Consider the following 23,313-nt stretch of genomic DNA (forward strand, 5'->3'; position numbering starts at 1 on the left):
ATAAAATGTCAAACAATAGAGGTTTACCTACATCTCAGCGTGGTTTTGCAACCATTCTTATGGTCTTGTTAATTGGACTGGCTATAGCTGGATCTGCTTTAGGTACAGCATATTATTTAAATACGTCTCAAAAAAGTCTGGTTTCTAGTCATGCTTTAACCAATGCGCAGTCTGGAGCTTGGACCGGTGTTGAAATTTTTAGGAAATATTTAAATACCCTAGATGCAGCAGGGGTTAATGCCTTGAATGGACAGGATTTAACATTAAACATTCAAGATGGAAGACAGTTGAAAGTAAACTCCATTGTGAGTACTCAAACCAGTACAAACCCTGAAAAATATGAAGTTTTAGCCAACATTCAAAATATCAGTGATCGCTCTGAGGCCTCATCAACCATTCAGATTGTGTATGAGGTTTCCTTAGATTCTGCTTCAACGCCAGATGATATTAATTCGAATGGATCTTCTAATTTCCCAGCAGCAATGAACTTTTATGGAGATTTGGATGCTAGAGGTGGAATCCAGTTATCGAACGGTGATAATGATCGTGCAGTAATTAATGTTGCAGGAAATTTCACTGCGAATTCAATTAAAGGCATTAAAACCTTGAATGTGATTGGTAATGTCAATATTTCTGGAGCAGGCATTCAGGGTTTAGAAAATATCTATACCAATGGCAATGTAAATTTATCGGGCAGTGGCTCAGTGAATTTAATTTCTGCTAAAGGCACCGTGACCACTAATGGTTCATGGGCGGCAGGAAATATTTATGCAGATCAGGATGTTAAAATTGACAGTAGTGGTGCATTCAATAGTATTGATACAAAAGCCTCTATTTTTGCAGGAGGAAACTCTTCAATTAATTCAGCAATCGCTGGCGTAAATATAAATATCACAAATGCTTCGATGCAAAAGGCTTTGGCTAATGCAAAAATAAACCATTCAAGTAATGGCAGAAATTTAGACTATGCCACCAGTGGTGATGTTTTAACGTGTGTCCAGAAAAATTGGAAAGATTTTACCTTATTAAAAGCAGTTTCATTCTCAAACTGTCCAGATATTCCTGCCAAAATGCAGACCATACCGGCAGGGACTAAAGTGGCTTCTCCACAAGGAGCATTAGTCACTGTAACCCTGTCCAGTAAACCAATCGTCAACGCACTTGTATTTGAAGAACAAGCGAACTATATCTTTAGTGTTAATAGTAGCAATCAAATTATGGTTTATGTGCGCAATGTAAATAGTGTACCTGAGGGTGAATATAGAATTGGTAAGCAAAAAATAGATTATCAAACCTCATGGGGGTATTTGTGTAAGACAGTGGATTCGGATAATTTTTGTACTTCTAATATTGTCGCAAATTTAGGCCGTCGTGTTGATAATGGCCCTGAAATAATCAAATACGAGAATGGCAAATGGACTTTAAAAGATACGCAGAGTAAAGAGCCATCACTTGCACCAGGTGTACTTTTATTTAAAGGATCAGTTGATGTTTCACATGGATACTATGTCAACACGATTATAAGTACCCAAAGTATTCACTATGGAAACGGTAATGTCGAATTAATTGCACCCAATTATGCCAGTGCAAGCATAACCTGTAATAGTGCAACGTTTAATACGCCGAGTAATTTGTGTAGCTCTTCTTCATCATTAATCCCAGCCAGTATTGCAAATATAGGTCTCTTAGCAGGTTCTTGCTCGAATTCTTCATCATTGGAGCTCTGTGAAAGTACTTATGCAGGTGGGGATATTACATTTAATGGTTCAGCTTCGGTGGAAGGAAATATTATTGCTGGAAATAAGATTATTACGAGTGGTTCAACCAGTATTAAAGGCTCAATTTTAGCAGCAGCACATGGCAGTTCCAGTAATTCTGCCTTAGGCGGTTCAACTGATATTGACTTTGATGGGACAACTTCGGATGACACTACAATTATTTTGCCGGGCGGTGGCGATGATGAGGATAGCAGTGAAGCCACTGAAAGTGATCGGGCTAAAATTAAGTGGGCCAGATATCTATGATCACAAGTGACTTATAAGTTGTTTTCCGCAAGCCAATTTGTTCTCCAGACATTTGGCTTTGTTCCTTTTAAAGAATATAAATTCGCTAGCTGAGGAGTTTTGTCTAACAACTCCTCAGTGGTATTCCAAAGAGTTAATTTTTAAATAAATGATTGCAGATCATCCCACTAATATTAAAGATGGATTCGATTTTTCATAGCATATTTTGAATATTGCAGAGACAAAATTTTATAAAAAAATCATGAATTTGGGGCTTTACTGACTCATATCAAGCTCTGACTGCTGTTGAATAATCTTGGCTAAGATTTTGATGGCATGTTCAATCTCAAGGGTATCAAAGTCCCCCAGCCCAAGAATCAGCCCCGATCGTTTAGCTGGTTTTGAAAACGTTGGGGATACCGCTTTGACGGAAACACCCGCTTCAAGTGCGATTTGCGCAATTTTCAGGTCATCGAAGGTTTCGGTTAACCATAACACCATGTGCATGCCTTGATCGCCTGTTTCAATAAATGCATGTTGTTTGGGAATATACTGTTCAATCAGACGGATGATCTGTTGTCGATTCTCAGCATAGACATTACGGATGCGCCGAATATGCCGTTCTAAATAACCTTTCTGAATAAATGCCGCCAAAACATGTTGATCCGCAGAGGGTGGATGTCGGTCAATCAGCACGCGCAGTCCACAAAAAGCGGCTACCCATATTTTGGGTAATACCGCATAACCCAGTCTAAGTGAGGGGAAAAGGACCTTGCTAAATGTGCCTAAATAAATGACCTGATCAGGTGCCATTCCTTGCAGCGCAGGAAAAGGCTGCCCTGTATAACGTAGTTCACTGTCATAATCATCCTCAATAATCCAAGCCTGTTGTTGCGTTGCCCAAGCGATCAGCGCCGTTCTTCTTGCCAAACTCATGGGCATACCGAGCGGATATTGATGCGAAGGAGTAACAAAGGCTGCGCGCGCATGCTTAGCCAGTCGAATTCCTGTGTCAATTTGAATTCCTTCTTCATCGACTGGAACACGTACAATTTGTTGCTGATGTAAAGAGTTCTCAAGAATGGCGGTTGTGCCACGATAGGCGGGATCTTCTACCCAAACGCTATCCTGAGTTTCAAATAAAATCTGGCTGCAAATATACAGGGCTTGCTGAATACCATTGGTAATGACAATTTGCTCAGGCTCACACTGTACCGAACGCGAGCGTCTGACATAATCAGCAATGGCTGAACGCAACGCATAGACCCCTTGTGGATCGTCATAACCTGAAGGTGCAGCGACCCCGCGAGCGCGAAAACGATTGCCAAATTTGCGCCAAACATCATTCGGTTGGGTACGTCCAGTGGGAACAGAAATGGCAAATGGACGATGCGGTAAAGGTTTAAATTCTTTCAGTATATTGGCATACACTTGAGCGGCAGAAGTAAGCGGATTGGCATCCGCTTTATGCAAAGCGTCTTCACTTTGCTTTTTTATTTTGGAGCTAAATAGGGCATGAGAGACAAAAGTTCCCTGACGTGCTCGAGCTTCAAACACACCTTCTGCAATCAGTTGATCGTAGGCTTCAATAATGGTACCTCGGGCCAAACCCAAGGTTTGAGCCAAGTCACGAGAAGACGGCAAAGAATCGCCAGCGTGTAAATCACCTTGTTGTACAGCGTCCCTCAAAATTTGAATGAGCTGTGATCTGACCTGTCCATCTGCTTTATTTAGTTTCACCAACGCAGGAAGGTCGACCACTTTTGCGATTCTCGCCATAATTCTGGTCTACTCAAATTAAAATAAACTGGTTCTTTTAATAATCCAGTGAATAGGAGAAATTTACAACCATCAAGTCACTTTGATTTAAATCCTACTGAAATGAGGTTAGAGCATGTACATCCCCGAAGATTTTAAAATTACTGAAATAGAAATCATGCATGAACTGATTCAGCAGCATGCGTTGGGAGTCTTGTTTAGCCATGGCAAAAGCGGTTTAGATGCCAATCATCTGCCATTTGAATTAATGACCGAACAATCTGAATTGGGGACCTTACATAGTCATGTGTCCAGAAATAACCCGATTTGGCATGACATTAAAGATGGTGATGAGGTTCTTATCGTCTTTCGTGCAGGCGATGCTTATATTTCACCACAGTGGTATCCGAGTAAGCATGAACATCATCAACAAGTGCCAACATGGAACTACAGGGCAGTACATGCCTATGGCACAGTGAAAATTCGGGATGATGAGAAATATGTTCGAGGTGTGGTGGCACGTTTAACTCGCACCCATGAAGCGATCCAAGCTGAGCCATGGAAGATGTCCGATGCACCGAAAGATTATTTAGAACCGATGCTGAAAGCGATTGTTGGGATCGAAATAGAGATTACTCAATTACAAGGCAAAGCAAAACTAGGCCAGAACAAAGAGTACCGAGATGTTCTGGGGGCTGCCAATGCCCTAACAGCAACGGGGCAGCATACCATTGCCGATGCCATGCATCAGGTTGCTGCATCAAAAACAACACAGTCCATACAATAAAGATAGGTTGAGGAGCATCGTATGCAATGGATCGAGTCAGTAACTTTGGTGGGGCACAATGTCATTTTACAACCATTGGATCTTTCACATCATCAAGCACTGAGTGAGGCCGTACAAGATGGTGAGTTATGGAAACTATGGTACACCTCTATTCCAAAACCAGAGCAGATGTTGGCCGAAATTCAAAGACGTTTAGATTTACAGCAGCAAGGTCTGATGTTGCCTTTTACTGTGTTTGACCGTCATAGCGCGAAAGTATTGGGCATGACCAGTTTTATGAATATTGACACGGCTCATCGTCGGCTAGAAATAGGCTCAACTTGGTATCGACAGTCAGTACAGCGAAGTGCGGTGAATACTGAATCGAAGAAATTACTGCTCACGCATGCTTTTGAGGTGATGAACTGTATTGCGGTTGAGTTTCGAACATCATCATTTAATTTTAAAAGCCGAGCTGCGATTGAACGCTTAGGGGCAAAATTGGATGGCATATTAAGAAGCCATCAAATTGTTAAAGGGGATATTTTAAGAGATACCTATGTGTACAGCATTTTAAAAAATGAGTGGCCTGCAGTGCGACAGAATCTAGAGTTTAGGCGAGATCAGCATTCTGCATAAGCTGCATACTAAAAAACGATGATGGTTTTTGCACTTATTTACCTGCTTGTTGCAGCAGCATGACAGAAATTTGAATATTGAATTTTGTAGCCAATCGTTTAAGTACGAATGCTGCAACAGTATGCATAAGTTCAGGAGTGAAAGTTTGTATAGCTTGGAAAATGAAAGGTGCGGAAATTAAATTTTTATTATATTAATCAATAAACTAAAGCACTCCGATGATGCCGCTGCATGTGTCGTTACCCTGAACCCGATGAGTTCAAGGTGGACGCGACGTATACTTGCTGGGTTTCCCACTCGAAGGTGGGCATACACTCTAAATATACAGAACGCAATCCATAAGTTTAAGTATCGGCAGGGGAATAGACCCGCTGGCGAGCATCTCAGAGTTAAGCCTAGTATAACGGATAATGAAATACAGGCAAATCATACTGGGCGAAGAACTGTAAAGTTTGGTGCTGTTTGTCGAGAGATTATGCAATCAAACGTGAAACTAGGTAAGTGTCTTCACTTCATCAAGAATTGTGCTTAATAAACGCTCACAATGGGCATATTCTTGTAAGGACTTATTCATGGCGAGGACTTCTTGCATTAACTCCAGAGCCACCATAATAATCAGTTTGCTTGGTTCAACACGTGGAGCCTGACGACGAAACTCATCATATTTGTCATTCAGCAATTGTGCAGCACGTTCTAAATCGGGTTTTTTATCTTCAGTAGTGGCTAAACGAAAGCTATGCCCCAAAACACGTAGTTCTACAGGAATTTGTTCACTCATGATTGCATGTCCTCAGTGACTTCCGTTGGATGCGCCAGTTGCTGAATTTCTTGAGCATGCTGATCTTGTTCCGTACCCAAAATAGATAAACGTTGAATGATGGTTTCGACTTTAGCGCGTGCTAACTCATTTTTTTGTAACAATCTTTCACGCTCTTGCTGCAAACCCTGAATTTCTTGCTGCGCATGACGTTGTTCATTCTGCATTTTTTCTTTAATGACACGTAATTCATTCCGCTCACTCAGAATATCCTGAAAACGATTCTTTAAATCGGTACAGCTTTTTTCCAAACGGCTGTAACGATCTGCCAAAGCTGTGGCATCGGTATTCAGCTGCTTAAACTGAGACTGTAATTCAGTTAATTGTTCAGATAAGGTCTCAATTTCTTCTTGTTTTTTGGTAATGATGCCATTTTTATGCAGAACTTGGGCATGATGCTGCTCAGCTGCAGATGCGCTGGCTTCGGTCAGTGCATTATTTTCAGTTTCATAATGCGCGAGTCGGGTTTTTAAAACGCCAATATGCGCCTGTAGACGCTGTAATTCTTCTAACATAACGTAGTCGCACAGTGTTGCAAACAAAGGTAATATATAAGAAGTATAGAGATTGGATTAACGAATGCAAGACGATATTTCAGGTTGGTCAGAATGGCACCAACATTTTTCCCAAATTGAAGAGATTTCAAGCCCAAGTGAGTTACATGGGTTACTCACAGGTATTGTTTGTGTGACTCAATCACCAACGCGTGAAGAGTGGCAACAAATTTTATCCACGCTGAATGTCCCAGAATTGAGCGATTTGGCTTTGACTGTACTCACAGATGAGGCCGAAGATGTATCACATGCCTTGTCGGAAGATGAGTTGGACTACTTACCTTTACTTCCAGATGATGAACACGTATTGGCAGATCGGGTACAAGCCTTGGCCGACTGGTGTGCAGGCGTCGTACTGGGCTTTGGTTTAGCATCTGGCCATATTCGTCAGGATGAAATGGAGCTGATTGAGCATTTACAAGATGTTGCAGCCGTTGAGTTCGAAGAATCGGATAATGACGAAGAAGGCGAAGACAGCTATCAAGAGCTGTATGAGTTTGTCCGCCTGATTCCTGTGAGCTTGGCTTTAGGGCGTACAAAAGTAGCTGTAGATGAAAGTTCATTATTACAAAACTTTCAGGCCAAAATGCAGAAGCATAAAACTAGCGCTGAAAACAATGTTGTAGAAATGTTCACACCACATCGACCAAGCTAATTTGGTCGATTTTTTGCTTTAAGATCACAAGCACAGCAACCCTATTCTGTATTCAACAAAACTGAAGAACATTTAATGAAAAAACTGACTCAAGTAGATTTTAAGGAACGTCGTGACCGCCTCGCAGAGGAAATGGGACCACACAGCATCGCGATTATTGCAACAAGCTCCGTGGCGATACGTAACCGTGATGCTGACTATAAATTTCGAGCGGACAGCAGTTTTTTCTATTTGACGGGTTTTGCCGAACCAGAAGCGGTTGCTGTGATTGAAACCTATGAATCGTTAGATGAAGGCTATACCTATAGCTTGTTTTGTCGTGAACGTAACCGTGAGATGGAAATCTGGAATGGTTATCGTGCTGGAATTGATGGCGCCATTGATGATTATGAAGCCGATGAAGCTTATGCCATTGATTTGTTAGATGAAGAAATCATTGAAAAATTACTGAACAAACAAAAACTATTTTACCGTATTGGGCATAGCTCAGAGTTTGATGTGCGAGTGAGTAAGTGGATTCAGCAGGCAGATGCACAGCAACGCCGTGGCAATGAATCACCTGCACAAGTGATTCAGTTAGATCGTCTTTTAGATGAAATTCGCTTATTTAAAACCGAACAAGAAATTGAATTGATGCAAATTGCATCGAACATTAGTGCAGAAGCACATACTCGTGCCATGAAAGCGGTGCGCGTTGGCATGATGGAATATGCTTTGGAAGCCGAATTGAATTATGTGTTCGGACAAAACGGTTGTGTACCAGCCTATAACAGTATTGTGGGTGGTGGGGCGAATGCCTGCATTTTGCACTATGTTGAAAATAACCAAGCATTAAAAGACGGTGATTTGGTGTTGATTGATGCAGCTTGTGAATATGAGCTGTATGCATCTGATATTACCCGTACTTTCCCTGTAAATGGCAAGTTTAGCCCTGAGCAAAAAGCGCTATATGAGATTGTGTTAAACGCCCAGCTTGCCGCAATTGATGCGGTGCAAATTGGCAGCTCTTATAAAGAGCCGCACAATGTTGCAGTGCGTATTTTGGTGGAAGGTTTGTTGTCTCTTGGCATTATGCAGGGTGATATTGAACAGATTATTCAAACCGAAGCATACCGTCAGTTCTATATGCATGGCACAGGGCATTGGTTAGGGATGGATGTGCATGATGTTGGTGCCTATAAGCAAGCAGGGGATTGGCGTCCATATGAAGCAGGTATGGTGGTGACCATTGAGCCGGGGCTTTATATTGCACCTGATGATGAAACCGTGGATGCGAAATGGCGTGGTATTGGCATTCGTATTGAAGATGATGTGGTTGCAACGGTCAATGGTCCACTGGTTTTAACCCAAAATGTGGTGAAATCGGTTGAAGATATTGAAGCCTTGATGGCTCAGTAAGTGTAATTCGGATATTAAAAAAGCCGATCATTTGATCGGCTTTTTTATATTTACATTTGGTAGAAGGGATTTTATGTTAAATAGCCCCTCGATCTGGGGCTATTTTTTGAAGTTTCGTATAACGTGCATTATGTTAATTGTAGGAAAACTTAATTTTTAATACCAGTTCATATGAAAATTTAAATTAAGTGATTTATTATTTATAAAAACCATTAAATTTTATAATTTTTTCATAATTTAAAATTCTTTTATTTTTAGGTTCTAAATTGCTATTAATCGAATGCTTTATACTTTCAATATTATTTAAAAACAATTGCTTGTAAACATCATCCATATTCTGATAATCAAGTATAGATGTAACTAAATTATTAAAATTAATATCCTTTTGTTCTTCTGTTGGGTCATCAGGAATAAGTCTTACTGTTTCATCAAATACAAAACCTCTTAATATCTCATCAATAGAGATTAAAAAATGAATCAATAATCTTTCATTTGGAGTCTTACAGTGATTACCATCTTTATCACACACATCAGAAGGAGTAATTACATAAACTAAATCACAAAATACTGTTCCCTCTCTACTCAAATCATAACCTCTATGAACAATAGAATTTCTAAGTTCTCTTAAATAAATATAAGCATCTTCAGTAAAAATACTCTTCATTTTATTATGTGAATATCCTTGTTTTTCTCGTATAAGATCTAAAGCAGAACAAATAGATTCAGTATAAATACCATAATAAAATCTAAGATCATCTGAATTAGCTGGTGGTTTAATAGCTAAAATTTGGCTCAAAGCTCTATTTGCTTTAGAAAAATACCAAGTCATTGATTGTAAAATATGCTGATCCATCAATTAATACACCACAAATAAAAATAAAAGTTCTAAATTCACTCTAAGAGTCTGAAAAAAAATTGCTTACTCTTAAAGTATTTCCGAATACCAAGTTCAGGCTAACAGAGCAGTGCATCAGTCATCCACGACAGTAAGTAATTGTGTTTTCCTACATAGGCTGAGATTACGATTCAGACACTGTATCGACACGTTCTCCGTCCTATTTGAATCCATTTAACATAATGGCGATTATACGAAGTACACTTGTATATGAATGTAAATATCAAGCACTTAAAAATTTAACTCTAGCCAAAAAATGCCCAAAAAGCCGATTTTGAAACAAATCGGCTTTTTATTGAACGAATTTGTCACTTTCAGTCAATAAAATTGATCAAAAAACGCCCAAATTCCAACTTTTCCCTGATAACTCAACACCCCAACCTCTGAAACTATCCGCAATTTCTGCGGATAAACCTTGGGGTAAGTTTTAAACAATCTTGTACGCTCAGGCTGACATCAATTAAGGAACATTGCGTCTAGGCCACTATGGGGATTTTTTATATGATGGGGACATAGAGAACAGGATGTTCCAAACAAGAAGAAAAAAGAAAATCGCACAAGGATTGGCAGGTACGACAGGAGTTATACCAAGCGAACCAATACGAAAAAGCCCGACAGGATGTTGGGCTTTTTTATTGCCATTTGAAAACAAACTAAGTTCGCTACAAGATATACATTATTATCTATATTTTTGTTGTGATATGTGGACCGTCATCACGACGGATCTGTTTCATGAATGGCTTGAGCAGCAAGACGAAGTAGCTCAATAAAAAGTCCTAGCAGCTTTGGTTGTTCTACAACTTGTAATCAGATTTCTTAGAGAGTAAAGTGTGGTTAATAAGTGAGCATATTATATTTATGATGGCTCTTTTAAACATCCAGAAAAGAATGATTAAAATAAGGAAAATAGGCTATGACAAAATTAAATTTACCTATTTTACGTTACTCAATCCTGTGTGCAATTTCAGTCGCTTCAATTTCAGCCCTGCTTTATAGCAATGTATTTGCAGTGACAACAACTGCGGGATCATCTCAAACGCAATCAAAAATGAGCCAAAACCAAAAGGCCGAAGCTCAAGTCAAACAGAATCCGTATAAAGATGCGTATTTTGGTGAAACTCATGTGCATACAGGCGTTTCAATGGATGCCTTTATTGGGGGAAACCGCTTAACCCCAGAAGATGCCTATCGTTTTGCCCGAGGCGAAGCAGTTAATATTAATGGGCAAATGCATAAAATTAAGCGACCACTCGATTTTTGTGCAGTCTCGGATCATTCTGAATTTATGGGTGAAGCATATAGCTTAATGACACCCGGTGCACCGGGGTATAATGACCCAATTGCCAAAGCCTTTCGAGAGACTACCGATTTAAATGAGGCCTTAGCCTTATACAAAAAATATGTCTTAGACCCTTTAAGTGGTGGAGGAGATCCGCACCCTTCTTTCTATCAAGGACCTGAGGCGACAAAATCGACCTGGAAAAAGAATTTCGAAGCGACAGAAAAATATTATCAACCTGGGAAATTTACCACTATTCATGCTTATGAATGGACGTCTGCACCTGATGGCGGGAATTTACACCGGAATATTTTCTTCCGTGATAAAAATGTGCCTGATTTGCCTTTTTCGTCGAACGAAAGTCCCGATCCTGAAAAGCTATGGCAATGGATGGGAACGCAGCGTGCTCAGGGCAAGAAAGTTTTCGCTATTCCACATAATTCAAATGAAAGTAAAGGCTTATTATTTACCGAAGCCACTTTAGAAGGGAAGCCGATTACTCAGCAGTACGTGCAGACACGGGCGAGTATGGAACCTTTAATTGAAATGATGCAAATTAAGGGAAACTCGGAAGTGATTCCGCAGTTCTGGCCTAATGATGAGTTTGCAGATTTTGAAAATGCCAATTCCATTCAAAAATATAATGGACGGATCTTTAAAAAAGAAAACTATGTCCGTTATGGTCTAACCCGAGGCTTGAAGTACAAGCAAGATCTAGGTACCAACCCATTTAAATATGGATTTGTAGGCGGAACAGACAATCACAACGGCACTCCAAGCAATGTTGAAGAAGATAATTATGCCTTGGGTAGTCATGGTTTAACAGACCGTAATGCAGATGCACGATCTAAAAATGATTTAGAAGGTGAAATGCGGATTGCAGATATGAATCCTGGTGCATTAACTGGGGTTTGGGCGACTTCGAATACACGTGCAGCCATTTGGGATTCAATGTATGCCAAAGAAACTTTTGCGACAAGCGGTCCACGCATGAAGGTGCGCGCATTTGCAGGTCAAGGTTTTGCAAAATCGTATCCATCTTATCAGGCACTGGTTCAAGATGGTTATAAAAAAGGCGTTCCGATGGGAGGCGACTATAAAGGCAAAACGGCTCCACAGCTTTTAGTCTGGGCAGTTAAAGACCCAATTGGACCAAACTTAGACCGAATTCAAATTGTGAAGGGTTGGGTTGAAAATGGTCAGATGAAAGACAAAATTTATAACGTCGTGGCATCAGGAAATCGGTTACGTAAAGATGGTTCAGTTGAACCCATTAATGCGCCAATTGATTTGAAAACAGGGAAATTTAATACTCAAAAAGGCAGTGCCGAACTGATGGGTGTCTGGACAGATCCTGATTATGATGCCAAACAACAGGCATATTATTACGTTCGAGTTCTACAATTACCAACTGCACGTTGGACGTTGTATGATGAGTTACGTGCGAACGTCAAATATCCAGACGATGTGAAAAAACAGATCGTTGAACGGGCATGGGGTTCACCAATTTGGCATGAAGTAAATTAAAGAAAATATGATTAAACAACTGATAAAAGAACCATTTGTCCATTTTTTAGTACTCGGGTCTCTCATTTTTGCGGTTTATTTTTGGATAAACCGCAATCAGGTGGATGAAAATCATATTGTGATTGATCAACCTGAATATGAACATTTGAAAAACCTATGGTCAATGCAGTGGAAAAAGGAACCCGATAAATCCGATATACAAGCACTGGTTGATCGCTATATTCGTCAGGAGGTTTTTTATCGAGAAGCTTTGGCTTTAAAGCTAGACCAAAATGATGAAATTGTAAAAAAACGACTGTCGCAGAAAATGGAAGCAGTTGCTTCAGATTTGGGGGCTCTAACACAGCCACCGACTGAGCCACAGCTCAAAAAATATTATGCTGAGCATCCTGAATTATTTAAACAGCCTACAGCCTATACTTTCCGACAAATTGTATTCCCCGTGGGTGAAGAAGGGGCTTCGCAAAAAATGTCTGCTACCTTAAAGCAGTTGCAACAAGGGGGAAGTATTTCAGACAGTCAATTGGATCGTTTGGGTGTTCCTTCACAGTGGTCCACGACGTCCGTGAATGATCTAGAAAATGCCTTTGGTGGGGGATTTGCACAGGCTTTAGATAAACTGCCAGTACAACAATGGGTAGGACCCGTTTCATCTGGATTTGGTCAGCATCTGGTCTTTATTGAAAAGAAAGAAAGTACCCAGCTTCCGCCATTTGAGGATATCAAAGCACAAGTAGAACAAGAGTATAAATATCAAACTGAACTTGAAACTCAAGAGCGTATTTATAAAGAGTTGTTGGCGAAATACCAAGTAAGTATTACTGCCAAAGACATTCCTTCTGATATTTCATCGATATATGCGCAGAAATGATAAATAAATTGATACGACTTTTAATTTTGTTGTGGTTGAGTTGTCTGGTTCAGGTATGGGCACATGAAATTCGCCCTGCCTATTTACAAATCAATCAAACAGCGCAGAATCAATACGATATATTGTGGAAAGTACCGAGTAAAGGGGAGACGGTTTTAGATATTCAGCCTGAATTTTCCCCCAAGTTTCATTTAAGTCGCAGTGCAAATGAAACGGTACTCGAGGGTTTTGTGATTTTCCGATATCAGTTAACCGGAAACCAGCTACTACAGGGCACAGCACTCAACATTCGCAATCTGCCTCTGACCACGATAGATGTGTTGGTGAATATCCATCTGCTAGATGGACAAAAATACACCTTTTTAATACAGCCTAGTCAAAGTCAAATCGAGATTCCAGAAAGACCGACCAAATGGAATGTGGCTAAAACCTATACGCTATTAGGGATTGAGCATATTCTGCTGGGATTCGATCATCTACTTTTTGTACTCGCCCTGATTATCCTGACGAAAGGGGCAATGCGGATCGTAAAAACTATTACTGCCTTTACCCTAGCGCATAGTATTACTTTGGGCATGGCCTCATTGGGTTATGTGCATGTGCCAGGTCCACCTGTAGAAGCTGTGATTGCCTTGAGCATTATGTTTTTGGCACTCGAAATATTGAGGGGGTTGAATGGGCAAGTGACCCTAACAGCAAGTAAACCTTGGTTGGTTGCCTTCACTTTTGGATTATTACATGGCTTTGGATTTGCGGGTGCTTTGGCAGAAATTGGCTTACCTCAAAGTGAAATTCCTCTGGCATTAGCTTGTTTCAATATTGGTGTAGAACTCGGGCAATTAGCATTTGTCGGGCTTATGCTCTGTGTGATTTATTTACTGCATTTAAAAAAGGATTGGCCGGTGTGGTTACAGAAAGTTCCGCCCTATGCCATCGGAACTCTTAGTGCATTTTGGGTGATTGAACGGATTGTAGGTTTTACTTGATAACGGATTTGTTACATAAACCCGTCCATTAGGGTTTATTCGGCAATATTATTTTCGGATGTGTATTGGCTGAAAAAGTAAGAAATTTTGAATTAACCAATTAAGATTTCCTAAAATTAATATCATACACCTTATACGAAATGCTTAAGTTTTATTGTTTAAATTTAATTGATTAAGTTGTTTTAAACAGCCCAATTCATCCGGATTGGGCTTTTATACATTTAGCGCATTCCACGATCATTCTTAGATCAAAGTTCCACGCTTTTTATGAGTTATATTCAACATTATCCTCTATGAGTTTTGAAGAAAATGACAAGATGCTCATTGATCAAATCACCACAGAACACTTTACCTTGATAGTACGTAAAAACATCCATTTCATTATAAAAATGAAACGCTTTCATGTAATATAAAATCCATTAAAACTTATAGGCATTTTGAAGTTTTTGACTTTAAATACGCCATAACAAAGGAAACAAGCATGCAGCAAGAAGTCATCATTGTCGGTGGTGGAATGGTCGGACTAAGTCTGGCACTTATGTTGGCGAAAGCGAATATTGCAGTCAAACTGCTCGAAGCCATCAAATACCCAAATTATGATGATATTAACCTTGCACCTTACCATTCCAGTTTCGATGCACGAAACAGTGCTTTATCTCGCCGCAGCGTGCAAATTTATCAAGAACTGGGCTTATGGGATGCCTTGCAACAACATGCCACACCTATCCTTCAAGTGCATATTACCGAGCAAGGCAGCTTTGGTAAGGCACGTTTACTCGTCGAACAAGAAAAAGTCGAAAGCTTTGGTCAGGTGATCGAAAATGCATGGTTAGGACGGGTTTTACTTACTCAAGTGCGCCAGCAGCCCTTAATTGAACTGATTGACGGCGTACAAGTGACAGCCCTGACACAAGATGCTGAGCATGCTTATATTGAAGCATTACGCGGTGAAGAACAGCTTCAACTGCAAGCCAAACTGGTTATTGCAGCCGATGGACGTGATTCCTTCTGTCGTCAAGCCTTGGGCATTACTGTGTCTGAACATGATTATGACCAAGTCGCAATTGTCACCACGGTACAGACTTCAAAACCGCATCAACATATTGGTTTTGAACGCTTCAGCCCATTAGGACCATTGGCATTACTGCCTTTACCGGGTGAATACCGCCGTTCGGTGGTTTGGCCAGTGAAAAAGGGCACAGAGCAAGAATGGCTGGGCGAAGAAAATGATCAACATTTCTTAGACGCCTTACAGCAAACCTATGGCGACCGCGCTGGTAAATTCCAAAAAACCGGTAAGCGTTTTAGTTATCCATTATCTCAAGTATTAGCAGAAAAGCAGGCAGTCGGGCGTGTAGTGCTCATGGGTAATGCAGCACATACCATTCACCCAGTCGCAGGACAAGGCTTTAACTTATGTATGCGTGATGCTTATGTATTACTGCGCTATTTGCAAGCACAAATGGCAGCTGGGGCAGACTTAGGTGAGCCAAGCGTGTTGTTAGAATATGAACAAGCTCGCTTAAAAGACCAGCAACGTGTGATTAAGTTCTGCGACAGTGTGGTGCGTGGCTTTAGTAACCAAAATCCAATGCTGAAATTGTTACGCAATACCGGACTCATCGCTTTTGATTTGATTCCGGGTATTAAACCTCTAGTCGCAACCTATGCAATGGGGTTAAAAGCATGAGCCAAGTTCTCGATGTGGTAATAGTCGGTGGTGGTCTGGTCGGTGGGCTCACGGCTTTATTATTGGCGCAGGGTGGTGTGCAGGCAACGGTTTTGGATGCTGCGCCCATTCTCGATGAAAGTAAGGTATTGGCCGTTGCCAATCCGCGTGTGCTGGCGCTGAGTCAAGCCACTATTCATTTACTCAAAACAGTCAAGGTGTGGGACTTGCTGGCACGCCAGATGCCCTATAGCGGGATGCAGGTCTGGAATAAGAATGGCTATGGCGAAATCAATTTTGGTCATGCCTGTGAAAAAACACCTTCTATTGAGCAAGCGCTTGGTTCAATGGTAGAGCCGAGTATTTTAAATTTGGCGATTCAGCAGCGTATGCTCAGCGAAGTGAAAGACTACCGCACCCAAGTCAAAGTCACGCGAGTAGAGCGTGGCATAGGGGTTTGGCATATCCATTTAGCTGATGGTACGCAATTAACGACTAAACTGGTGATTGGTGCGGATGGTGCCAATTCTTTTGTTCGTGAACAAGCCTTTATTGATCTGGACGTATTGGATTACCGTCAAGCAGGCGTGACCTGTGCGATTCGTACTGCGCAACCGCATCAGCATGTCGCACGTCAAATCTTCTTGGAAACAGGTCCATTGGCATTTTTACCGATGGCGAGTTTAAAACCCGAACAAGATGGCTATTGGCAGTCAATCGTTTGGACTTTGCCCGATGACTATGCTGAAGAATATACCGCGTTAGATGATAATGCCTTTTTACAACTGTTGACGCGTGAGAGTCAGCATATGTTGGGCGAAGTGCTGGAAGCAACACCACGTGCAATGTTCCCGTTAAAAGCGCGTGCTGCGCAGCAATATATGACTTCAGGTCTGGCTTTAATTGGCGATGCTGCACACGTGATCCATCCTCTGGCGGGGCAAGGGGTGAATATCGGCTGTCTAGATGCTGCGGTACTCTGTGATGCTTTATTGCATGATTTATCGCGTGGGGTCTGGGCACATGATCAAACCTTACAACGCTATGAGCACAGCCGCAAAGGGCAGAATGACGCCATGATGCATAGTATGTCGGCCATTGGCTGGTTAGAGACCACTGAATTTTTCCCAGTGATTTGGGCGCGTAATGCAGGCTTAAAACAGGTTGAGCAGCAAGCCGTATTGAAAGATGCCTTTATGATGCAAGCCAATGGTTTACAGGCACTGAAAAATACTCGTTATGCAAATTAGATTTAAATAGATAGTTTTTAGACATTTAAGTAAATCTGATTACCAATATGATTAAAAAAGATACGATTTTTTTGCACTAACTACTAGGCGAAATCGATTTAGATTGATAAATTTCATCGTAATTCGAAACCAATTCGAAACGATGTAAATAGAAGTCATTGTGGGGAGAGAAAGATGACGGATATGAATGATTATGACGACGTAGAAGACTCAGCTGTGGATGAGGATGAAGCGAAGGCTGCTGAAAAAGGCGCATCTGATGAAGCCGAAGGTGCTTCTGATGGTGATCTGGCTGAGGCAGAAACATTAACTGTGACAGCGAAACAAAAGCAACGTCAGGCATTGGAAGATGAAGTCGCTGCATTTTTAGCACGTGGTGGACGGATTACCGAAGTCCCACCAGATGAATCTGCGCATGACTAAACTGGCAGAAAAAAACCACTCGTGAGAGTGGTTTTTTTATCATGCTAAAATTATTCTGCGGCTTGTTGGGTTAATTCCAAGGCACGTTGGTAAGCAATTTTTTTCTTGATGCCGGTCAAATCTGCAGCCAGTTGTGACGCTGCTTTCACCGATAAGTCTTGTAGCAGACGCTTGAGCAGCTGATCTAACTTTTCTTGTTCCAGATCTTTTTCTTGGGTTGCACCACCCACCACCAACACAATTTCACCTTTCTGCTGATGATGATCGGACTCAATAAATTGAACCAGTTCACCCAAAGTCATTTTACGAATGGTTTCAAAGGTTTTGGTAATCTCGCGGGCAAAACCGACAGGACGATCCGCACCAAACACCTCTGCCATATTTTTCACGCATTCTAAAATTCGGTGGGGTGCTTCATAAAAAATCAGGGTCTGGGTTTCGTCTTTGAGCTTTTCTAGTTGGCTGAGTCGTTGAGTGGCTTTGGCGGATAAAAAACCTTCAAAACTAAAGCGGTCACTCGGTAGCCCAACGCTACTTAACGCTGCAATTGCGGCACAGGCGCCAGGCACAGGAATAACGCGAATGCCGTGTTCTTGTGCAGCGCGAACCAGTTTAAATCCTGGGTCACTAATCAGGGGGGTGCCCGCATCACTGATCAATGCCATGCTTTCGCCCTTTAGTAAGCGTTGTACCAACAAATCAATTTTGTTGCTTTCATTGTGGTCGTGACAGGCCGTAAGCGGGGTCGAAATATTAAAATGTTTGAGTAATTGTGCAGAAGTTCGAGTGTCTTCTGCGGCAATAATGCTGACTGATTTTAAGGTCTCAATAGCACGAAAAGTCATGTCATCTAAGTGCCCGATCGGGGTGGCTACAACAAATAACTGAGCACTCATGTGATTTCTCCAATGCTAAGAATAAAATGAAAAAGAATGACGCGATGGGAGTAAAACGGGAAACATGTGCCCGAAACGCGTGAGAATACTTGCATTCTACCCGAATCTAGCATTAAGACGCGAATGTGTTTCTTAGGATCTTGTAAATTAAGCGATGACCTTGAATTTGAGCTGAATCTGCTCAAGTTTGTGTTAGCGCTGTGCTAGGCGTGCTTTAAACCTGCAATCAGATGTCAGGTACTGTGCGATGAATGATTCATCAGCTAAAATTGTGCTTAAACATCACAAAAAGCCGTTGCAGAACATCAGAAGAACAATCGCCCTTTAAAAGGGTTAAGGAGCAGGATTTGGGAGCAAAAACGACAGCACAAGCATTAGGGGATTGGGCTGAACAGCGCGCATTAATTTTGTTACAGCAACAGGGCTTTCAGTTGGTCCAGCGCAATTATCATAGCCGTTTGGGTGAGATCGACTTGGTGGTGAATCGAGGCGAAGAGTTGATTTTTGTAGAGGTGAAAGCACGTGCTTTAACCCAGTACGCACAAGCCAATGAAGTGGTCTCTGCGAGCAAGCAGCGAAAATTAATGAAAACAGCCGTGTGTTTTTTACATGAATATCCTGAATTTCAGCAATTCTATTGCCGATTTGATGTGATTTGTTTTGATTTTTATCAACACTTTGCAAAAACAGTACAGTATGACTTTTCCAGTTTCACTTATGATCTGCAATGGATAGAAAATGCTTTTACTTTTAATTCAGAGTTCATTAATCTTTGAAGGAACAGGAAGCATTAATGCTAAATATAAAATGAATGAATAAGTGAGGAGTCTTGCTGAGTGTTGAATCGTATTGCAATGACAGTGCTTTGTGTCGCAAGTTTATCAGGCTGTGCAAGTTTTATTTCGGGTGGTACAGGGACTGCACCCGTTGGAACAGATAGCGGAGTACGTTCGCTTGGGCAGGTCTTTATTGATTCCTCTATTGAACGTACAGCCAATATTAATTTATATAAATTAGATTCTCGTTTTAAACAGTCGCGCATTAACATTGAAAGCTTTTATGGCAATGTCTTGCTGACAGGGCAAGTTCCCGATCAGCATTTGAAACAGCTTGCGGAAGACAATGTTCGTGCGATGAGTGATGTAAAAAATGTGCATAATTTTATTACAGTAGGTGATAAAATTGGTTATAACACCATCATGCAGGATGCCTCTGCTACGGCAAATACGCGTGGATTAATCATGAAAGCGCCAGTGGTGGCAGATAGTAAAGTACGTGTACATACCGAAGATGGTGTGTTGTATGTCATGGGCCGTTTGAATAATGCTGAAATCAATGATTTGAACAACGTATTACAGCAAGTGGGCAACGTTACCAAAATCGTGACATTGGTGGATAATGTTGATCAAGGACAGAAGTCGATTAGTTCTAGCTTTGTAAGTCCAGTTGCAAGCAATGCACAGCCTGAAGTTCAAACGCCTGTTGCTATTGACCCAGATCAGGTAGAACCGACGAATGCTCAATAAATCCGAATATTGGATTAAACAGTTAAATGACACCGTAGGCACTGCGAAAGACTTTATCCGAGATTTTCGCATCTACGATGTTGGTAGCTATGCATTGAATCAGCTCACCCCACGTGAGGGATATACATTGCATGAAAACATTGCTTATGGCTTAAAAGCACGTCATCGTCTTGACTTATTTAAAACGCATAAACCGCAACTGAATCAACCCCTGATTGTCTTTGTCCATGGTGGTGCTTGGACACATGGAGATAAAAGCTCGTATCGTTTTGTTGGCGAAGCTTTTGCACGGGAAGGTTATGATGTGGCGGTGATCAATTATCACTTGGCACCGCAATATATCTTCCCCAGTTATGTCGATGATTTAACGCTGGCGTTAAATTTCTTAACCTTGCATCGAGAAAAACTGGTGATCCGCACCGACAATGTTGTGTTGATGGGGCATTCGGCAGGGGCATTTAATGTGATGTCAGCTGTATATCATCCGCAGCAATACGAGTTGCAATGTCGTGCACAAATCCGCGCGATTATTGGTGTGGCGGGTCCTTATCATTTCGATTATAAGGGTGACCCCCTTTGTGCAGAAGCGTTTGATCAAAGTGTGCCTTTCCAACACGTCATGCCGTACTATTTTGTTGCATCAAACAGCATCAAGCATTATTTGGTCATGGCTGAAAATGACCAAGTGGTTGGACATAATAATACCGAAGACTTTGATCGTGTACTGAAAGAAAAAGGCAATCATAGCAAAATGATTGTGATCCCTCGCACTGGTCATATTACCGTGATGGGATCTGTGTCGAGTTTATTCAGTCGTTACTTTGAAACCAAAGAACAAATCTTGGTCTCAATTGAAGAGGCTTTAAAGCCATAAGTGCGTGTCATCCGCCACAGGATGACCTTCAGTCACATGCATAATCATGGCATGTGCAATACTCCCTTTGAGTGGAATCTGAGGGAGTTGATCAAATTTGAAAAATTGCGCGTCACTGATTTCTTCTTCTTGCAAACGAATATCCCCACCGGCATATTCGGCGCGGAAGGCCAGCATTAGATTGCTGGGGAAAGGCCACGGCTGGCTTGCCAAATATTGAATATTTTTCAGTTTTAAACCGACTTCTTCTTCGGTTTCACGTCGTACGGCATCTTCTAAGGTTTCACCCACTTCAACAAATCCTGCAATCAAACCATACATGTTGTTGGTGTTTTTGGCATTCTTGGCTAAAAGGATTTCATCTTCACCACGCGTAATCACGGTAATGACACAAGGCTGGACACGGGGGTATTGGTGATAATGGCAAGCGGGACAAATCATGGCATATTCAGAGCTATGCACATGGGTTTCGTGTCCGCAATGACTGCAGAATTTATGATTACGACGCCATTCGAGGAGTTGTAAGGCCCGACTGGCTTGTTCAAATTGCTTAGTGGTCCATTGTGTTAACAGTTGGCGGATGGGAACCAATTGTAAACCATTGGGAATTTGCTCATGCATTTGTAAGTCACGGGCAATGACAGCATTACCCGTGTGTAAATGCAGATCACCTGCTAATCGTTCGACTTTTGGAAGCTGTAGATTTTCATCTACTAAAAGTTGCTGTTGCTGAAAGATATAGGCAAGTGATAATTCTGACATTAGGCGACTACTTCGGCATGGAGTTTTTGACTGCTGTTTAATGCTACATCAAACATGGAGTGCAAAACAGGCTGTTTATTTTTCAAATGGTCAATCATCATCTCGGCACTGGCTAGAGTGTCTAAAATGTAATTCACTTCTTGTTGAGAAATATTGCCTGAAGTTTCAATTTTCTGCTGGACAAAATTTGCGGCATTTTTCAATGCTTGCTGGCCATCTGCAGCGTTCAGGAACAATAATGCGCCACTAATTTCATGAAGTTGCGTTGGTAAGTTGCCCAAAGCCGCCAGAAATTCATCTTGCAGGTATTGTACTAAGCTGCTCGCAGCTTTATCGACTAAGGACTTGGTTTCGCTGAGTAAGGCTTCATGCGCTTCGTCTAGGCGGTCGAGCGAAATATGCATGTTATTCACACGAAGCTGTAAGCGATTTGACGTGTGATGACGTTCCAAAACGCCAATTGAGTTCATGGCAGATAAAATTACCTTCATCAATTGTTGTGCAAAGTTTTCGTCTTTAAGCACATCGGTTTGGTTTAACGTTTCTGCTTGACGCGACAAATCCTGATAGGCTTCATTCAAGTTGAGAACTTTAAAGATGTTGGCTAGGTCTTTAATTTTAGTTTGAAGCTCTTGGATCTTTTCCGCAGGCATGGTTTGGTAGTTGTATTCAATCTCATTGCGAATTTGTGTCATTTCCACAGTCACAAGTTCACTGATGGTGTGCATGGTATTGAAGTCCGGACCATACAGATGACGACTGAAAACCTGCAATTGCGTATCCGTTAAGGCATCGTCACCAATGTTGAGTTGATCACGAATCTGCTGTGCAGAATCATCTTCCTGACTGATACACAGACTAAGAATATTAGATAAATCTTTTAAGTTAGCGTTGAAGCTTTCAGGGGTTTGGAAAAATTCCGCGATATTGCGTTCAATATCGATAAAGCTACGTAATCTAGCTTCATTCAACAATAAACTATCAATCTGATTGAAAGCGACGTGGACTAAACCCCAATATTGCTGACTTGGTAATTGATTGGCTAACCCGGCTAAATAAGTTCCGACTAAACGAATGGCTTGTAAGTCGAGTTCAGTTTCTTGTTGTTTCAGTAGTTTGTTCAGCGCCAGTTTGTAAAGACGATGCACATATTCAGATTTTTCCAGAGAAGGAACTGTTGGTAACTGGAAATTTGGCTCTATACATTCTAGGAGCGATTCGAGGTGCTGACCTTCATGGGTCATTGGTTTGCCCAGTGCCAGCTCTAAACGATTCAGGGTGTCGAGTAAGAACTGTGGAATCTTCACTTCGCGAAGACAGATAAATTCGATATAGCGCTTGAGCATGGTGGTGCCTTCACTCAGCGCTATGACATCCTGTGTATTAATTTGTTCAGGATTTGCCATAATTTTACGCATCAGCTCAGCAGAGTACTGCGCAATTTGCCCTAAATTCGGCATATCAATTAAAACCAAGACCTGTGCGCATTGTTCAAATTGATTCAGTGCATCATCAATGCCAAACGGTAGCGTATGATCCTCAGCTAAAGTACTGACCGCGGATTCGACTAATTTGATCGAGTTATCAACCTCATTTTTTATTATCAGTAAGGCTGTCGGATCAAAATGAATAGAGGTTTGGTAAGACATTTATCTGCACCTTTCCTAAAGTTTTATCTGTTTATGTTTGGCTGAGTTAGAGCATTATTTCTTGCATTTAACTATAACTGATGTCCCCAAAGTTTAAATACAAAAAATAATGGAAT

General features: G+C 41.2%; 21 protein-coding genes, 1 other RNA gene and 1 pseudogene. 15 read left to right on the plus strand and 8 right to left on the minus strand.

Going from position 1 to position 23,313, the window contains the following annotated elements:
• Positions 1 to 5: 5 nt before the first annotated feature.
• Positions 6 to 2,024, plus strand: coding sequence for a hypothetical protein (locus AC6CHI_RS01090; protein WP_498119094.1), 2,019 nt, complete (start codon positions 6 to 8; stop codon positions 2,022 to 2,024).
• A gap of 255 nt (positions 2,025 to 2,279) precedes the next feature.
• On the opposite strand, the gene pdxR is transcribed toward AC6CHI_RS01090, so the two are convergent.
• A complete protein-coding gene (pdxR, locus tag AC6CHI_RS01095; protein ID WP_498119095.1) occupies positions 2,280 to 3,782 on the minus strand; it encodes a MocR-like pyridoxine biosynthesis transcription factor PdxR in 1,503 nt (500 codons plus the stop codon).
• A 115-nt stretch (positions 3,783 to 3,897) separates the two neighbouring features.
• Here pdxR and AC6CHI_RS01100 point away from each other — a divergent pair, with 115 nt between their 5' ends.
• Both AC6CHI_RS01100 and AC6CHI_RS01105 read left to right on the plus strand, forming a co-directional pair.
• Complete coding sequence (locus tag AC6CHI_RS01100; protein WP_498119096.1) at positions 3,898 to 4,548, plus strand: FMN-binding negative transcriptional regulator; 651 nt, start codon at positions 3,898 to 3,900, stop codon at positions 4,546 to 4,548.
• Positions 4,549 to 4,569: 21 nt separating this feature from the next.
• Positions 4,570 to 5,166 (plus strand): GNAT family N-acetyltransferase, encoded by a 597-nt coding sequence (locus AC6CHI_RS01105; RefSeq protein WP_498119097.1) that lies wholly within the window; start codon positions 4,570 to 4,572, stop codon positions 5,164 to 5,166.
• 208 nt (positions 5,167 to 5,374) lie between these two features.
• Here AC6CHI_RS01105 and ssrS read toward each other — a convergent pair.
• The 3 genes from ssrS to AC6CHI_RS01120 all read right to left on the minus strand — a co-directional run bounded on the left by ssrS (position 5,375) and on the right by AC6CHI_RS01120 (position 6,498).
• Positions 5,375 to 5,559: non-coding RNA, 6S RNA (gene ssrS / locus AC6CHI_RS01110), on the minus strand.
• A 100-nt stretch (positions 5,560 to 5,659) separates the two neighbouring features.
• A complete protein-coding gene (locus AC6CHI_RS01115; protein WP_458890875.1) occupies positions 5,660 to 5,944 on the minus strand; it encodes a cell division protein ZapA in 285 nt (94 codons plus the stop codon).
• On the minus strand, positions 5,941 to 6,498 hold the full coding sequence (locus AC6CHI_RS01120; protein WP_498119098.1) for a hypothetical protein: 558 nt from the start codon (positions 6,496 to 6,498) through the stop codon (positions 5,941 to 5,943). The genes AC6CHI_RS01115 and AC6CHI_RS01120 overlap by 4 nt, the downstream gene beginning before the upstream one ends.
• A 64-nt stretch (positions 6,499 to 6,562) precedes the next feature.
• On the opposite strand from AC6CHI_RS01120, the gene AC6CHI_RS01125 reads away from it, so the two are divergent.
• Complete coding sequence (locus AC6CHI_RS01125; RefSeq protein ID WP_458890873.1) at positions 6,563 to 7,192, plus strand: UPF0149 family protein; 630 nt, start codon at positions 6,563 to 6,565, stop codon at positions 7,190 to 7,192.
• Positions 7,193 to 7,267: 75 nt separating this feature from the next.
• On the plus strand, positions 7,268 to 8,590 hold the full coding sequence (gene pepP / locus AC6CHI_RS01130) for a Xaa-Pro aminopeptidase (RefSeq protein WP_498119099.1): 1,323 nt from the start codon (positions 7,268 to 7,270) through the stop codon (positions 8,588 to 8,590).
• 196 nt (positions 8,591 to 8,786) lie between these two features.
• On the opposite strand, the gene AC6CHI_RS01135 is transcribed toward pepP, so the two are convergent.
• Positions 8,787 to 9,443 (minus strand): hypothetical protein, encoded by a 657-nt coding sequence (locus AC6CHI_RS01135; RefSeq protein ID WP_498119100.1) that lies wholly within the window; start codon positions 9,441 to 9,443, stop codon positions 8,787 to 8,789.
• 743 nt (positions 9,444 to 10,186) lie between these two features.
• Here AC6CHI_RS01135 and AC6CHI_RS01140 point away from each other — a divergent pair.
• From AC6CHI_RS01140 to AC6CHI_RS01170, 7 genes and pseudogenes are all read left to right on the plus strand, one after another.
• A pseudogene (locus tag AC6CHI_RS01140) lies at positions 10,187 to 10,252 on the plus strand (type II toxin-antitoxin system RelE/ParE family toxin); the annotation flags it as partial.
• Positions 10,253 to 10,398: 146 nt separating this feature from the next.
• Entirely contained in the window at positions 10,399 to 12,291 is a 1,893-nt protein-coding gene (locus AC6CHI_RS01145) for a DUF3604 domain-containing protein (RefSeq protein ID WP_498119101.1), read from the plus strand.
• A 100-nt stretch (positions 12,292 to 12,391) separates the two neighbouring features.
• On the plus strand, positions 12,392 to 13,162 hold the full coding sequence (locus tag AC6CHI_RS01150) for a peptidyl-prolyl cis-trans isomerase (RefSeq protein WP_498119102.1): 771 nt from the start codon (positions 12,392 to 12,394) through the stop codon (positions 13,160 to 13,162).
• Positions 13,159 to 14,148 carry a HupE/UreJ family protein gene (locus AC6CHI_RS01155; protein ID WP_498119103.1) on the plus strand — a complete coding sequence of 330 codons (990 nt, stop codon included), beginning with the start codon at positions 13,159 to 13,161 and terminating at the stop codon, positions 14,146 to 14,148. Before AC6CHI_RS01150 ends, AC6CHI_RS01155 begins: the two co-directional genes overlap by 4 nt.
• A 481-nt stretch (positions 14,149 to 14,629) precedes the next feature.
• On the plus strand, positions 14,630 to 15,838 hold the full coding sequence (gene ubiH, locus AC6CHI_RS01160) for a 2-octaprenyl-6-methoxyphenyl hydroxylase (protein ID WP_498119104.1): 1,209 nt from the start codon (positions 14,630 to 14,632) through the stop codon (positions 15,836 to 15,838).
• Positions 15,835 to 17,067, plus strand: coding sequence for an FAD-dependent monooxygenase (locus tag AC6CHI_RS01165; RefSeq protein ID WP_498119105.1), 1,233 nt, complete (start codon positions 15,835 to 15,837; stop codon positions 17,065 to 17,067). Before ubiH ends, AC6CHI_RS01165 begins: the two co-directional genes overlap by 4 nt.
• A gap of 174 nt (positions 17,068 to 17,241) precedes the next feature.
• A complete protein-coding gene (locus tag AC6CHI_RS01170) occupies positions 17,242 to 17,490 on the plus strand; it encodes a hypothetical protein (RefSeq protein ID WP_016167002.1) in 249 nt (82 codons plus the stop codon).
• A 50-nt stretch (positions 17,491 to 17,540) separates the two neighbouring features.
• Here the strand turns inward: AC6CHI_RS01170 and rsmI are convergent, their stop codons facing one another.
• Positions 17,541 to 18,386, minus strand: a complete 846-nt coding sequence (gene rsmI, locus AC6CHI_RS01175) for a 16S rRNA (cytidine(1402)-2'-O)-methyltransferase (RefSeq protein ID WP_498119106.1) — start codon at positions 18,384 to 18,386, stop codon at positions 17,541 to 17,543.
• A 347-nt stretch (positions 18,387 to 18,733) separates the two neighbouring features.
• On the opposite strand from rsmI, the gene AC6CHI_RS01180 reads away from it, so the two are divergent.
• The 3 genes from AC6CHI_RS01180 to AC6CHI_RS01190 are packed head-to-tail and all read left to right on the plus strand — an operon-like array spanning position 18,734 to position 20,786.
• The gene (locus AC6CHI_RS01180) at positions 18,734 to 19,162 is read left to right on the plus strand and encodes a YraN family protein (protein ID WP_498119107.1); all 429 of its coding nucleotides are present in this window, start codon (positions 18,734 to 18,736) and stop codon (positions 19,160 to 19,162) included.
• Between the two features lie 60 nt (positions 19,163 to 19,222).
• Positions 19,223 to 19,912, plus strand: coding sequence for a BON domain-containing protein (locus AC6CHI_RS01185; protein ID WP_458890861.1), 690 nt, complete (start codon positions 19,223 to 19,225; stop codon positions 19,910 to 19,912).
• Positions 19,902 to 20,786, plus strand: coding sequence for an alpha/beta hydrolase (locus tag AC6CHI_RS01190; protein ID WP_458890860.1), 885 nt, complete (start codon positions 19,902 to 19,904; stop codon positions 20,784 to 20,786). Before AC6CHI_RS01185 ends, AC6CHI_RS01190 begins: the two co-directional genes overlap by 11 nt.
• Here AC6CHI_RS01190 and nudC read toward each other — a convergent pair.
• Positions 20,775 to 21,548: an NAD(+) diphosphatase gene (gene nudC / locus AC6CHI_RS01195; RefSeq protein WP_498119108.1), complete on the minus strand. Its 774-nt coding sequence runs from the start codon at positions 21,546 to 21,548 to the stop codon at positions 20,775 to 20,777. The genes AC6CHI_RS01190 and nudC overlap by 12 nt on opposite strands.
• Entirely contained in the window at positions 21,548 to 23,197 is a 1,650-nt protein-coding gene (locus AC6CHI_RS01200; RefSeq protein ID WP_498119109.1) for a chemotaxis protein, read from the minus strand. The genes nudC and AC6CHI_RS01200 overlap by 1 nt, the downstream gene beginning before the upstream one ends.
• Positions 23,198 to 23,313: the final 116 nt, after the last annotated feature.

This window comes from Acinetobacter sp. GQ146, from assembly GCF_059758585.1.